This window comes from Peribacillus deserti (genome assembly GCF_002863585.1).
Taxonomy (GTDB): domain Bacteria; phylum Bacillota; class Bacilli; order Bacillales; family DSM-1321; genus Paraperibacillus; species Paraperibacillus deserti_A.
Genome location: NZ_PGUY01000031.1, coordinates 63,651 through 77,890 on the forward strand (window position 1 = coordinate 63,651; position 14,240 = coordinate 77,890).

15 protein-coding genes and 1 riboswitch are annotated in these 14,240 nt (G+C 42.2%); of the genes, 12 read left to right on the top strand and 3 right to left on the bottom strand.

Annotated features, from left to right (window positions below):
- Positions 1-143 precede the first annotated feature (143 nt).
- On the top strand, positions 144-944 hold the full coding sequence (locus tag CUU66_RS10435) for an alpha/beta hydrolase family protein (RefSeq protein WP_101641799.1): 801 nt from the start codon (positions 144-146) through the stop codon (positions 942-944).
- Positions 945-975: 31 nt separating this feature from the next.
- Here CUU66_RS10435 and CUU66_RS10440 read toward each other — a convergent pair whose 3' ends face one another.
- The gene (locus CUU66_RS10440; protein WP_101641803.1) at positions 976-1,170 is read right to left on the bottom strand and encodes a hypothetical protein; all 195 of its coding nucleotides are present in this window, start codon (positions 1,168-1,170) and stop codon (positions 976-978) included.
- Positions 1,171-1,373: 203 nt separating this feature from the next.
- On the opposite strand from CUU66_RS10440, the gene CUU66_RS10445 reads away from it, so the two are divergent.
- The 5 genes from CUU66_RS10445 to CUU66_RS24145 all read left to right on the top strand — a co-directional run bounded on the left by CUU66_RS10445 (position 1,374) and on the right by CUU66_RS24145 (position 5,710).
- Positions 1,374-2,855, top strand: a complete 1,482-nt coding sequence (locus CUU66_RS10445) for an amidase family protein (RefSeq protein ID WP_101641805.1) — start codon at positions 1,374-1,376, stop codon at positions 2,853-2,855.
- Positions 2,856-3,569: 714 nt separating this feature from the next.
- On the top strand, positions 3,570-4,334 hold the full coding sequence (locus CUU66_RS10450; protein WP_101641806.1) for a sugar phosphate isomerase/epimerase family protein: 765 nt from the start codon (positions 3,570-3,572) through the stop codon (positions 4,332-4,334).
- A 20-nt stretch (positions 4,335-4,354) separates the two neighbouring features.
- Entirely contained in the window at positions 4,355-4,906 is a 552-nt protein-coding gene (locus tag CUU66_RS10455) for a GNAT family N-acetyltransferase (RefSeq protein ID WP_180955242.1), read from the top strand.
- Positions 4,907-5,036: 130 nt separating this feature from the next.
- Positions 5,037-5,474: a peptidylprolyl isomerase gene (locus CUU66_RS10460; protein ID WP_101641810.1), complete on the top strand. Its 438-nt coding sequence runs from the start codon at positions 5,037-5,039 to the stop codon at positions 5,472-5,474.
- 62 nt (positions 5,475-5,536) lie between these two features.
- Entirely contained in the window at positions 5,537-5,710 is a 174-nt protein-coding gene (locus CUU66_RS24145) for a hypothetical protein (RefSeq protein WP_180955243.1), read from the top strand.
- 298 nt (positions 5,711-6,008) lie between these two features.
- Here CUU66_RS24145 and CUU66_RS10465 read toward each other — a convergent pair whose 3' ends face one another.
- On the bottom strand, positions 6,009-6,929 hold the full coding sequence (locus tag CUU66_RS10465) for a DMT family transporter (protein WP_101641811.1): 921 nt from the start codon (positions 6,927-6,929) through the stop codon (positions 6,009-6,011).
- Between the two features lie 186 nt (positions 6,930-7,115).
- Here CUU66_RS10465 and CUU66_RS10470 point away from each other — a divergent pair, with 186 nt between their 5' ends.
- From CUU66_RS10470 to CUU66_RS10480, 3 genes are all read left to right on the top strand, one after another.
- On the top strand, positions 7,116-7,538 hold the full coding sequence (locus CUU66_RS10470) for an organic hydroperoxide resistance protein (RefSeq protein WP_101641813.1): 423 nt from the start codon (positions 7,116-7,118) through the stop codon (positions 7,536-7,538).
- 240 nt (positions 7,539-7,778) lie between these two features.
- A complete protein-coding gene (locus CUU66_RS10475; protein WP_257967953.1) occupies positions 7,779-8,654 on the top strand; it encodes a GNAT family N-acetyltransferase in 876 nt (291 codons plus the stop codon).
- 85 nt (positions 8,655-8,739) lie between these two features.
- Positions 8,740-8,845: riboswitch (SAM riboswitch) on the top strand.
- Between the two features lie 129 nt (positions 8,846-8,974).
- Complete coding sequence (locus CUU66_RS10480) at positions 8,975-10,078, top strand: 5-methyltetrahydropteroyltriglutamate--homocysteine S-methyltransferase (protein WP_101641817.1); 1,104 nt, start codon at positions 8,975-8,977, stop codon at positions 10,076-10,078.
- A gap of 248 nt (positions 10,079-10,326) precedes the next feature.
- Here CUU66_RS10480 and CUU66_RS10485 read toward each other — a convergent pair whose 3' ends face one another.
- A complete protein-coding gene (locus CUU66_RS10485; protein ID WP_101641819.1) occupies positions 10,327-11,286 on the bottom strand; it encodes an acetamidase/formamidase family protein in 960 nt (319 codons plus the stop codon).
- Between the two features lie 151 nt (positions 11,287-11,437).
- Between CUU66_RS10485 and CUU66_RS10490 the strand changes: the two genes are divergently transcribed.
- The 3 genes from CUU66_RS10490 to CUU66_RS10500 all read left to right on the top strand — a co-directional run bounded on the left by CUU66_RS10490 (position 11,438) and on the right by CUU66_RS10500 (position 14,147).
- Positions 11,438-12,226, top strand: a complete 789-nt coding sequence (locus tag CUU66_RS10490) for a GNAT family N-acetyltransferase (RefSeq protein WP_101641821.1) — start codon at positions 11,438-11,440, stop codon at positions 12,224-12,226.
- A gap of 199 nt (positions 12,227-12,425) precedes the next feature.
- A complete protein-coding gene (locus CUU66_RS10495; protein ID WP_101641823.1) occupies positions 12,426-12,860 on the top strand; it encodes a DMT family transporter in 435 nt (144 codons plus the stop codon).
- 111 nt (positions 12,861-12,971) lie between these two features.
- Positions 12,972-14,147, top strand: a complete 1,176-nt coding sequence (locus CUU66_RS10500; RefSeq protein ID WP_101641824.1) for an iron-containing alcohol dehydrogenase — start codon at positions 12,972-12,974, stop codon at positions 14,145-14,147.
- The last annotated feature ends 93 nt before the right edge of the window (positions 14,148-14,240 follow it).

A 14,240-nucleotide genomic window follows, 5' to 3' on the forward strand; every position in this document is an offset into this window, starting at 1 on the left:
TGTCTTGGCATTAATTTTCAGCAAATGCAGAAAGAAATTGACAGAAGATCAAATGTATTCTATATTAATTCCAACAAAACTTATAGGATTAAGTTAAATTAAACTCTTAATAGAAGCTTGAAAAGAAAAAGGGAGATGGAAAAATGGGAAGAAGTCATATAAAAATTCCGTGGACCAATCTGAGTTTATCGGCCGCACTAGATATCCCTGAGTACGATGAACCAGTGAGCGGACAATCCAATCTGCCATTAGTCATCATCTGCCATGGTTTTATAGGAAGTAAAACAGGTGTGGACCGCTTATTTGTTAAGACATCAGAAAGACTGAATGCTGAAAAATACGCTGTGTTAAGGTTTGATTATTGCGGGTGCGGAGAAAGCCCTGGGAAATACGGAAATACCGGATTATGCGAAATATTAGACCAGACTAAGAGTGTTATTGACTATGCGTTTAATCTTGATTTCATCGACAAGAACAAGGTTTTTCTGCTGGGTCATAGCCTTGGAGGTGCCGCAGCTGCTCTGACTCTTGATAGAGAGGCTAGAATAAACAAACTTATTTCATGGTCTGCTGTAGGCTTTCCCTATGAGGATATAACCTCTATTCTGGGGAGTGATGAAGTGTTGAATTTGAGAGAGGAAGAATCCATACAATACTGTGGATATGAATTTACAAGGAAATTTATTGAATCGCTATTAAAGCATTCTCCAGTAGAAAGTTTAAAAAAGTTTCACGGAGATGCTCTTTTTGTCCATGGTACTGGGGACGACGTGATCCCTTACAAATATAGTCTTCTGTTTAAGGATTTAGTAAAAAACAGTAAAGTCCATTTAGTGGAAGGCGCGAACCATACCTATTCCTGCTCAAGCCATTTTGATGAACTGATACATGTAACTATTGAATGGCTAAATAAAGTCGGCAGAGAGCAAAATACGGCTGTGTAGGAGCCGAAGCCTTCGGCTGGGCTCCCTTTTCTTAATGCTTTTCTAGATTATTCGCTGCTGTATTAGATTGCTGCAGCGCCTGATCAACCATACGTAAAGATTCTTCAATATCTTCCCGGTTCCCCTGCTTTTCTACAGTGTCCTTAGCATTTTCCAGCAATGACTTCGCCTGATTTAATGCTGAAGATGTGTCCTGAACGTAACCACGAGCATTTTTCTCTGGCATATAAATCCCTCCTTTGATTTCAAACATTACCTATTTTGTATCACTCTGCGGAGAAATATTTATTCTAATTTTTCTTAAGCCGCCAAAAAAGTCGAAAAATGTTTTCAACTTCAATTCTGTGGCAGGATAATGGATCTTGTATCCCGAATAGGAAAGGAGGCATAAAATCATCCACACATGCTAGAAAAAGGAGTATACATAAAATGAAGAGCCCGAAATTACAAAAACTATACGAAGAATGGCTGGTTGAGGCCACAATTGATGAAATGCAGGGGAAAATGGAGAGCGGCCAATTGACCTCTAAGGAGCTAACTCTGCTCTATTTACAGAGAATCGCCGATTATGATAAAAGCGGCCCTGAAATAAATTCTGTTCTTGAAATAAATCCGGATGCACTCCAAATTGCCGAAGCACTTGATGCCGAGAGAGCAGCAAAGGGTCCAAGAGGGCCGCTTCACGGTGTACCAATTCTGGTCAAGGATAATATCGATACTGGGGATAAAATGCATACCAGTGCAGGATCGCTAGCACTTGCCGGCTCCTCGGCTTTAGAGGATTCGTTTGTGGCTGCCCAGCTTCGAAAAGCGGGGGCTGTCATTCTCGGTAAGACAAATATGACCGAGTGGGCTAATTTCATGACGGAAAATATGCCTAATGGATACAGTTCAAGAGGCGGACAGGTGCTTAATCCTTATTCACCAGGAAAATTTGATGTGGGAGGATCAAGTGCTGGAAGCGGTGCCTCCATTGCAGCAAACCTGGCTGCAGCCGCAGTCGGGACAGAAACGTCAGGATCCATATTAAGTCCTGCAAGCCAAAATTCCCTTGTTGGTATCAAGCCGACTGTAGGTCTTGTCAGCCGGACAGGAATCATCCCGATTGCCCATTCTCAGGATACGGCTGGACCTATGGCCAGAACAGTAAAAGATGCAGTGTATCTTTTGACAGCTATTTCAGGAGTCGATCCAACTGATCCCGCTACTGGAAAGAACACCGATCTTAACGGAACCGATTTCACAAAATTTTTAGACTCTGCGGGGCTTTCGGGTAAAAGGATCGGTATTGCCAGGGAGGTTTATTTTGACTATATAAGTGAAGAAAAGCAGGAAGTATTGAATTCAGCTATTGTAAAACTTAAGGAAGCTGGAGCAGAAGTGGTTGAAGATGTGGTGATTCCTTCTACCAATGAGGACTGGGGATATGAAGTCCTTACATACGAATTCAAGGCGGATTTGAATGCGTATTTAAGCGGACTCCCAACCAAAAGTGCAGTCCATTCCCTAGCAGATGTAATTGTCTTTAATAATCAAAACAGCAGCCGTACATTAAAATATGGGCAGACTCTGCTATTAGAGTCAGAAAACACAAGCGGTACGCTGACAGAGAGCGGTTATATCCACGCACTTGAGCATGATCAATACTTCTCTGCCATAAAAGGTATCGATGCATTACTGGAAAGCGAGCAGCTGGATGCTATCGTATTTCCAAATAATGCAGGTGCGGGAATACCAGCGAAGGCAGGCTACCCATCCATTACTGTTCCAGCCGGCTACACTGCCGACGGTGAACCTGTTGGAATTACCTTTACTGGAACAGCCTTCAGTGAACCGCTGCTAATAAGTATTGCCTATGGATATGAGCAAAGCGCACTTGCTAGAAAGGCTCCGAAGCTAACCGTCAAATAACATCTGTTAAAACAATGATCTTTTTTCAAGCTTTTGTAATAAAACAAAATCCTAAGTGAGTGTTGATAGTTAGAATATATCTCCGTTACGGCGGGTCATCGGGTGAAGATCTTTTACGGAAAGGTGTAAAAGATCTTCAGCCATTTTAAAAAAAACGGCTCTTTTCTAAAAGATTGTTGTTTTTTTAATAAGTTCTGTGAACAAACCCTATTGTTAAACAGGTTGATTGAAACGTAAGGTGCGAGACTCCTGCGGGAGCAGCGGGTTTTGTCCAGCTCCGGACTGACACCGCGGGTCTAGACAATCGCCATTGAAAGGCAAAATCGGCCCTTCACTGCCGCTCGTCTTATGCCGTTCAGGTGTCTGCTTTTCTTTTAGTGTTTTGCCTCTAATTAAAAAAGATCATCATTCAGCTTTTGATGGATATTTTCTTGAAAAGCACCGTCCTCCGCTCTTCGATCAGGTGAGACCCCACAGGCAAAGCCGGGGAGGCTCAGCGCCCGCCCCGCGGAAAGCGAGCAACCTGTAGTGTAAATCAACCCCTTGTTCAATAACAACAAAGTTTGCGAAAACAGCCTTTAAAAAAGAAGAGGAAAGCCCTTACAAGACAGAGTGGGTTATAATGAGCCCTTCATTATAAAGCGAATCCCATCTTAAACGCTGGGGCTGGATCATACTACGGGGAATTTCTAATTGGTAAAGGAGGAGGAAAGTATGAAAAAGTTTGGACTTCAACTATGGACCGTTAAGGATGCAGCAGAGAGAGATTTTCTTGGTACATTAAGAAGAGTGGGTCAAATGGGTTATCACGGGGTAGAGTTTGCTGGATTTCACAACACTCCGGCAGAAGTTCTTAGGAAAGAGATGTCTGAAGCAGGGCTATCTGCTGCAGGAAGCCATACTTCGATTGAAATGCTGGAAGGTAATCTAAAGGAAGTATTTCAATACAATAAGACGATTGGGAATCATTTGATCGTATGTCCCTGGCTCCCTGAAGAAAGAAGAAAAACAGAAGCTGACTATCTTGAATTAGCAGCCTTATTCAACACGATCGGCAAGGAGTGCCAAGAGGAGGGGTTTCTTTTTGCTTATCACAATCATGATTTTGAATTCACCCAGTTTGGAGGCAAAACAGGTTATGAGATCTTATTGACTCAAACAGATCCGAATTTTGTAAGTTTTGAATTAGATTGTTATTGGGTGTCATACTCGGGATATGATCCTTTGGAACTTTTAACAAAGTACCCGGACCGGTTTTGTTCCCTGCATCTGAAGGATATGAAAATCGTGGATGGGAGAAAGAGAAGCATTGAAATAGGCACAGGGCAGCTGGATTTCGCAGCCCTTTTAAATAATGCCAAACATCTGCCAAACCTTAACTGGTGTATCGTGGAGCAGGAACAATTTGATAGAGACCCTCTTGAAAGCTGCAAAATTAGTATAGACTATTTGACGGCTCTGTCTGTGGACTCTAGATAGTAATGAACAGGGAGAAAGAGATGCTGCTGCAGGGAACTAACATATATTTAAGAGCTTTAGAAGAGGCTGATGCGGCTGCCTATACGGATTTGTTGGTACGTAACCGGCACGTCTGGAAGCAGTTTGAGCCTGCTAAAGATGAAGATTTTTATCAAGTAGAACATCAGCGGGAACTAATCCTGGAAAGTCAAGAGGATACCAAAAACGGAAAATCTTATCATTTTGGGATCTTTTTGAATAACACTGATCTGCTGGCTGGAGATATCAGTTTGTACAGCGTTAAAACCAGTTTCTTTCAGTCAGCTCAGGCAGGCTACGCATTGGATACCGATCAAACGGGTAAAGGGCTTGCAAGTGAGGCTTTGTTTCTCTTAATGAAATTCGCTTTTAACATAATCAACCTAAGAAGACTAGAAGCAGGGGTATCTCCTGATAATCCAGCTTCTATACGTGTGCTGGAGAAAGCAGGCTTTCGTAGGGAAGGATTAATGCGGGAAAATCTGCTGATCAATGGAGAATGGAAGAGTCACTTTTTGTATGCCGTTCTTTCTAAGGATATTTTCAGAGGGTAGCATCAGAATATACAAGGCTGAAAGGCCATGATAAGGAGCTCAGTGCCTGAAAGTTTTCCTTTTTGTCCAGTATGAAGTATAATCATGAAGTAAAACTTACATATCCATGATTTGAAGGGAGTTTTTTCATTTGACTAAATATGCAGTAATCGATTTAGAAAAAGGCGGACAAGTAAAAGTTGAGCTTTTTCCAAACGAAGCACCTGGAACGGTTGAAAACTTTGAAAAACTGATTAAAGAAGGCTTTTATAACGGACTTAACTTCCACCGCGTTATTCCTGGCTTCGTAGCACAAGGCGGCTGCCCGCATGGCACAGGAACAGGCGGTCCTGGTTACACAATCAAATGTGAAACGGAAGGAAACCCTCACAAGCATGAACGAGGCTCTCTATCCATGGCCCACGCTGGTAAAGATACAGGCGGTTCTCAGTTCTTCATCGTATATGAGCCGCAGCCTCATCTAAACGGTGTTCACACTGTATTCGGCAAAGTAGTTGAAGGCATGGAATATGTGGATGATATTAAACCAGGCGATAAAATGAAAGAAGTTCGGGTAATTGAAGAATAAGAAGTAAAGCTCACGATTTTCGTGGGCTTTTTTTTATGCTGTCCTATTGTTGATGAATGGAAATGGGAAAGCGAGATTGGAGAACCTATATACAGGCGATCAATGACCAAAAGGGGGGAATGGGTGCTGGAGAAACGTTCTTCATAGGGGCGATGAAGCACGAAAAGAGGGAATGGAGCTTTAGAAAAGTTCTTCATAGGGGTGATGAAGGACGAAAAGAGGGAATGGAGCTGTAGAAAAGTTCTTCATAGGGGTGATGAAAGACGAAAAGAGGGAATGGAGCTGTAGAAAAGTTCTTCATAAGGGTGATGAAGGACGAAAAGGGGGAATGGAGCTGTAGAAAAGTTCTTCATAGGGGTGATGAAAGACAAAAGGAGGCAATGGAGCTAAAGAAAGATCCTTCATAAAAGTGCTGATCGGGAACCCCTTCCTACAGGTGATGAATGACAAAAAGTAAAGCACGCAGGAACCTTCATCCAAACAAGCCGTCAAAACATAAAAAAGCTGCAGAAGCGGCCCTCTGCAGCAAAGTTATTATAGGGATGCATTGATTCCTTTGTTTTTCCTGAAAATCAGCTGTTTATAGGCACCTGAGCCAATTATAACGCCAGCTATGATAAATACGAGTCCTAGTAAATGGGATGCAGTAATCTTTTCGCCTAAGAAGAGGCCAGAGCCCAGCAATGAAAAGAACGGTATCAGATTTAAAAAGATAGATGCTTCGGCAGCACCTAATTTCCCGATACAGTAATTGTACGACATGTGTCCAAATGCTGTGGCAATGAGTGCGGATGCTAAGAAAATGGCCCATAGGGCTGTATTTCCTGTTGATAGGCTCTGTATTCCTTCTGGCTCGAACAACCTTGCTATGATTAATAGAATGAACGAACCGATAAACAGCATATAGCCTGTCAGCAGCCGTGGGTCCATCGTCTTTGAGGCCTGTTTAATCAGGATAAAGCTAAAAGCCTGTGAAAGCATCGATAGGAAGACTTCGAAATCCCCAATACTGGCTCCCTGCAGGCCGGTTTTACCCTCTAAGACCGTGATAAAGACTCCAGAAACCCCGATTATAAAACCTAATACTTTAATCCATGTAAGCCGGCTTCCAAGAAATAAAACGGACAAAATAACAGTTAACAGCGGTCCAATGCCAAGGATCAATCCTCCATTGACACCAGATGTGTGCTTAAGTCCAATAGACAGGAAGGAGTGATGGCCGGCAACGTTTAAAATCGCTCCAAGAATGATTGCCTTCCATTCACTTTTCAAAGGCAGTCTGAATCGTTTTAACAGCAGTAATACAAGAAAAACGCCAATGCCTGCCGTCATAATCCGGAATGCTGTCATCGTCAGCGGCATAAACTGATCGACTAACACTTTGGTGGCTGTGACATTTAAGCCCCAGGGAATCATAATTAAAAGTAATAAAATATAAATTCGATATGTACGCAAGACTTCAACTTCTTTCCAAAATGAATATTGTTTTATTGTATAGCGCGCGGCTGGTAATGTCACGGGTAAAAAGCTGATAAAAAGACAGCAGCATTCCAGTAAAAAATTATTCCCCTCGAGGTTTGCCGCGGATTGGACAGGGAAAACTAACTGAGTGAAATATTTTCTCGGGGAGGTAATGTTTTTATGAGCGTACTATTTACTGCTAAAGCAACTTCTAGAGGAGGCAGGGCTGGGACAGTCCGTTCAGATGATGGAGTGATCGACTTCCAGCTGGCCAATCCAAAAGCCTTAAACGGAGATGGCGGCAACGGAACAAATCCAGAGGCTTTATTTGCTGCTGGTTATGCTGCCTGCTTTAATTCTGCCCTCAGTCTTGTAGCGGGTAAAGAGAAAGTCAGTGTAGATCCAGTCGTTGCTGCAGAAGTGAGCCTGCTTAAAGACGAGAGTGATAATGGTTTTAAATTAGGAGTAGTCCTAAATGTTGATTTTGAAGGAATTTCCCAGGAACAAGCTGAAAGTCTTGTGGAAAAAGCCCACCAGGTCTGCCCATATTCGAAAGCAACCAGGGGAAATATTGATGTAGAACTTAAGGTCAACGCAAATTAAATTTTTGATTGCTAAATATCTATATGTATGTTATTATAAACAAGCGATGAGCTGAGTTGTGTAAGCCGAGTAACACACCTTTTTGGTACGCACTATGTGGAGTGCGGTTACTCGCCTCAATACGCGAAAGACGCCTGGGCAACCAGGCGTCTTTTTTTTATTCATTGACATACATACTTTTTACTTATAAAAATTGGATATACATAATAATCCAAACGTGGAAAATAAGGAGTAATAATAATGGGACTTCTGTTTGTGAAAGGGTATCATCATGAAGCGATTTTAAGAAATAGTTTTAATGAACTTGCACAACAGATATTCGGCATTAATTTTGAACCCTGGTATCAAGCGGGGTATTGGACGGACAAATATGTGCCTTATTCTTTTGTCGAGGGCAGCCGTGTAGTAGCCAATGTTTCTGTTAATAAGCTTGATCTGATGATTGATAATGTACAGAAGAAAAGTATTCAAATAGGGACTGTTATGACACATCCAGAATACCGCGGCTATGGTTTATCAAAAACACTCATGAACAGGGTACTTGAGGATTTTGCTGCATATGACTACATATATCTTTTTGCTAACCAATCTGTACTGGACTTTTATCCGAAGTTTGGATTTTATCCAGTAAAAGAAACTCAATTTTCTCAAGCATTAAAATATAATCCAGAAGTTGCTATTCCATATAGAAAACTTGAAGGAAGCAGCCGGGATGATCGGTCATTTATTTATGATTTTTCAAATAAGAGGAAACCCATTTCAAAGCGATTTGGGACCATGAATGCACAGGAACTTTTAATGTTTTACTGTATGTATGTCTTTACTGACGATATTTACTATTTTGAGAAGGAAAACGTTATTGCAATAGCGAGGCATGAGAATAACTATTTACATATGTACGATTTTATCAGCCAAGGTGAGGCAGATGTTGAAAGTATTATCCAATCTCTTTCCCTGCCGGCAACCACAGAGGTTATCTTTCACTTTACTGCGGATTCTCCGGAATTTCCTACTAATAATGGGGACAATGAGGATGCGAATGTGTTATTCGTAAGGACTCAAAACCACTCATCCTGGCCCGGAAATGTTAAACATCCATTGACCTCTCAGGCTTGATTTTTCCTTTATCCCTCTAAATTGCTATTTACTTTTTGTTTGAAAAGGTGTACTCTTTATAATAATCAAATAATTTATCAAATTAACCTTATCATGAGCGGTGGAGGGACTGGCCCTGAGAAACCCGGCAACCCTGTTCGAAAGAACAGATGGTGCTAAATCCTGCAGAAGATTACTCTGAAAGATAAGGGAGAGACAACATATGCTATGCCATGTATATCAACGCTCTTCCTTTTTAGGGAGAGCGTTTTTTATATGCTTGAAAAACTGCCGTATAAACGGCTGGAGACTATCTAATATATTATAAGGAGTTGTCATCATTGACCAAAACATTACTAAGAGCACCATTCAGAGCAGACCATGTAGGAAGCTTCCTACGGCCGGAAAGACTAAAAAAAGCTAGATTACAAAAACAAAACGGAGAAATAACTGCAGACCAATTACGAAAAATTGAGGACGAGGAAATTATCCGTCTGGTTGCCAAACAAAAAGAAGCAGGGCTGCAGGCTGTATCCGATGGAGAATTCCGACGAGCGTGGTGGCATTTCGATTTCCTCGCAGAGCTTGAAGGTGTCGAATTATATGAAGCAGATTCCGGCCTCCAATTTAATGGGGTTCAAACAAAAGCGCATGGCATACGAGTAATCGGGAAAGTCGATTTTGGAGATCATCCAATGCTTGAACATTATAAATTTCTGCATCAAATTGCCGGCGACCATACAGCGAAATTCACCATTCCCAGCCCGAACATGCTTCTGCTGAGAGCGGCGATCCAAGATGGAGTATATGATAGCCGGGAAGAATTATTTGATGACCTGGTACAGGCTTATCAAAAAGCCATTCAAGCATTTTATGAAGCTGGCTGCCGTTATCTGCAGCTGGATGATACATCATGGGCAGCATTCTTATCGGAAGATAGCAGACAAAAAATCATTGCCGGGGGTGACGAACCGAAAGAACTTGCTGAACTGTTTGCCCGGGCAGTCAACGAGTCAATTGCCCAGAAACCGGATGATATGACCATTACTATGCATATCTGCCGTGGGAACTTTAAATCAACCTTCATGTCCAGCGGCGGCTATGATTATGTTTCTGAAATCATTTTTGGCGGACTAAACGTAGACGGCTTGTTCCTTGAATTCGACGACGAGCGTTCGGGAGGATTTAATCCGCTGCGCCATGTAACCCGAGACGATCTGCAAATCGTGCTGGGCCTCATCACTTCCAAGTATGGAGAACTCGAACAAGCCGGACAAATTAAAGCAAGAATCGAAGAAGCCAGCCGATACCTTAACTTGAATCAGTTATGTCTAAGCCCGCAGTGCGGATTCGCCTCCACGGAAGAAGGAAATATTCTTACAGAAGAACAGCAGTGGGAAAAAATCAAACATGTAATAAACATTGCAGACGATGTTTGGAAATAAGTCTGTGACAGGACTCGATCGTGTGATCGAGTCTTTTTCGCTTTCAAATTGTATAGTGTATGGCTCGGCTAACAGCTCCTGCAGGCGGAATTCTCCTTGGTGAACTTATTCATATTTATTAATCTGATCGAATTCTGAGTTCATGTAAAGGTACAGCTACCAATTTACGGGTCCACTCGGTTATAGGGTTCCTTTATGCATCTACCTGTTATTCTAGCCCCACTTTTATTCAAGAAGCGGGGCCGACATTATACTTTCAATAAAGCATCATCAGGCAGAAACGCATGAACTCCTTTGGAAAAATTAACAATCTGGGTGATTCGCAAATCGACAACAAGTGAGGCATAGGCACAGGCTTCAGTCCGTGAGATGTTATAGGATTCTGCCATGAGGTCAAGCATAGCATTTAATGCAATCCACATGGCTTCATCCAGGTTTTCATGGAAGCCCATTGTAATCCAGCCGTTTTTTACTTTTGCTCTTGGTGTATGAATGGTTTTATTTTTCAATACAGTCAGGGTAAGGTCGACTTTTTCCATAGGGCATTCCAGCGCTGGACCTGCCACTTCTCCATCTCCTTGAGCCGCATGCCCGTCCCCGGCAGAAAAAAGTCCGCCTTCTACAGGTATGGGCAGAAATAGGGCAGAGCCTGCCTGAAGTTCCTTGCAATCTAGATTTCCACCGCAATTTCGGGGAACAACAGTAGTATGTTTTCCCTCTTCGGCGGGTGGCATCCCCATGATTCCCATGAAGGGGTTGAGCTTGACGGCGTAATCAAAATTGCCGAATTGGCTTTTTCCGAGCATTTCTTTATGGTCAAGGGAAAAATCAAATGTTACTTCTTTGGAAGCATCTAAACCCAGCTTTTTATTCCAATAGCTTGGAAAACCTCCTGCTGAGACCCATCCCCAATCCCCTGGAACGATTTCATTTATTTTTATCTCCAGAGTATCACCCGGCTGTGCATTATTAATGTAGACGGGCCCGGTTATGGAATGTCCGAACCCTTCAGGCTTGCGCTGGTCCTGAATATCCGTGAATTTCTTCCGAGTTCCACTCGGAACGGTTCGTTCTTCTTCTCCCCAGGCTGCATCGAGTGTTTTCATAATGACTCTGTCGCCAGAGTTGATCCTGACAGCTGGCTCGATATCCTTACTGAAAAAACCGTGTAATGTGTCACTGCTCGGGTTAATATAGTGAATTGCCACCAAAACCGCCTCCTTATCTTTACTTTTAATAGTAAAATTAATTACGTTAAAACACAACCAAAATATGTAAGAATATTTTTTATATAAAAAACTAAAGAGCTGATCGTTTTGATACAATAAAAGATAATAGACAGTAACATAGGGGGATATTATGAATAATCTTGATAAGATGCTGGAACTGGATTTTAGATATCTTGAATCCTTCACGAACAGAAGGGATACAGAGTGGGGAACGTTCTTTTATAATGTAGATCAGCCTGATTATTACGATGCGAACCATGCCCATATACATAAAAACTATATTGATTCTAAAAAAGTGATCGAAGAGACGATCGACTTTTACCATCGGATTTCCATTATCCCTCGCTTTTATATTTACGGATTAGATCAGAAGCAGGAGTTTATAGCTGCACTTAAGGAACAAAACTTTGGGTATGAAGAGTTAATATCTCCAGTTCAATTATGGGATAACAAACTGCATAATAAGAAAAAAAGAGAACAAGTTACCATAGAAGAGGTAAACGACCTAAATTTTGCGGAAGCATGGAATATTGAACGCAGCATTCCAGAATTAGGCGGAGAAGTTAGAGGAGACGCATTTGTAGAGGAATACAAGTGTGAGGAATATACTCACTATCTATTAAGATATAATGGGACTGCCTGTTCAACAGCTTGTATCTTTGAACATGATAATCAGGCGAGGATGGAGAATGTCGCAACCCTGGAGGAGTTTAGAGGAAGGGGATTAATTGGCGACCTGATAGGATACATCCAGGAGGAAGTGTCCAGAAGGGGATTAACGCATCTCTGGGTTTTTCCCATTTCTGAAGCTGTCGAAAAGGTGTACTGTAAAAACGGGTTTGAAACCATTGCCAGAATGAGAACTGGGCATGCCTTTTTAGGCGGAAAGAGCATTCAAGAAATAAGGGAAGGAAAGTAGTTCAGCGTTATACCTCCTTCTCTCCGAAAGTTGAAGTCCGAAAAGAGTGTATGGCTGTTAGAAACATATGGCTGGAAGTATTTATCCATATATATTACTCTTATGTAAGAAACTCTTTCCATACATATGGTTGGGATATTACCTCGGCATTATTTGTTTACTATACAGCTGAGAAAGTGACAGAGTAAGGAGAGTCAGCATGAGAGTTCTTTTTCCGGTATTAGCATTAATTGGGGGGATCGCTATCGCCTTTCAGGCGCAGATCAACGGAGGTTTGGGTAAGAAAGCAGGATCTATTGAGGCCTCTTTTATTTCCTTTTTAATTGGTACAGCCGCTTTATTTTTTGTAACCATCTTTTTTGGTAAAGGTAACTTGATTGCTGCGGGATCTGTACCAAAATGGCAGCTCTTAGGAGGTCTGTTGGGGGCCTTCTATGTATTTATCATGGTAGTGACCGTTCCGAAAATTGGAGTTGCCTCTACTTTTATAGCAGTAATTGCCGGGCAGATGATCATTGGAGCGATCATCGATCATTTTGGTCTTATGGGCGGCATAAAGGACCCCCTAACCACCAAAAAGGTAGCGGCATTCCTGCTTTTATTTGTTTCTCTATATTTATTTAATAAAAAATGAAGTAGTATCTTGAATAGGGATCTTTTTAAAAGATCTCTTATTTAGTAAGAAATAAATTCTGAATTTTTTTAATTTTGTAAATCAGAAGATTAGGTATAAGGGGGAAGAAAAATGGAGGCTTATAGTTACTACTGTTCCACACGTATTGAGTTTGGTGAAGGAAAGGCAAAACAGCTGCCAGAGATGCTGAATTTCTTAAATCCTGGTTCCAATTTACTGCTGGTTAGTGACCCAGGGGTTATTCGTGCCGGCCTGATAGCCCCAATTCAGCAAACACTTGAAGGCGCTGGTTTTAAGGTAACTCTCTTTGATGCAATTGCCCAAAATCCAAGGGATACAGACTGTTTAGCTGGTGCGCAGCTTTTTCGTGAATCAAGAGCCGAGGCGGTAATTGCCGTAGGCGGCGGCAGCGCAATGGATACCGGAAAAACGATAGCTTTATGCGGACCGAACGGGGGCACGCCATCGGATTATGCAGATCATTTGCGCCCGTACGCCCAGACAGCTCCCATCATCTGTGTGCCGACAACGGCAGGAACAGGGTCTGAAGTCACCCGTTCCGCAGTGATTACCGAACAAACAACGCATCGGAAAATGACTTTGAAGCACTCGCTGCTACGGCCGATACTCTCCGTACTCGACCCTTTACTAACGTATAGCATGCCAGCAAGTATTACAGCGGCTACTGGGGTTGATGCACTCGTTCACGCTATCGAAGGATATACTTGCAATGTGACCAATCCCATATCACAGGCTCTCGGTGCCAGTGCCATGAGGAAAATCGTTTCCTCTCTTCCTGAAGTATATCAAGATGGCGCCAATCGAGAAGCACGGAAAGAGATGCTGGAGGGAAGCCTGCTGGCTGGTTTGTGCTTTGGATCTGCAGATGTAGCGGCTGTTCACTGCCTGGCAGAAGCGCTGGGCGGTTTGTATGATACACCGCATGGCGTAGCAAACGCTGTCTTTCTTCCTTTTGTTCTAAGTTTCAATGCAGAAGAAAATAAAGAAATTCACTCCAGGGTCTCAAAAATTATGGGCTTTGCGGCAGAAACGGATGAAGAAGACGAAGCAGTGTCTAAATTAATTAGCGGGATACAAAAGCTGGTTAGAAGCCTGGATATTCCATATTTACAGGACCTTCCGGGAATCAAAGAAGAAGATTTTCCTCGAATTGTGGAATTAGCCTTCAGCAACGGATCCACCCAAAGTAATGTCAGACCACTCTCAAGAAACGACTATCTCGAAATACTTAAGAATGCTTATTTTTGTAAAGTGAGCCAGTCATAAATGGACTCCTGTTCCATGAAGTTTTTACCTTTGGAGCAATATACCCAAAGGTTAAAATATGGATTTATACCGTGTTAACAGGGAGGTGTACGA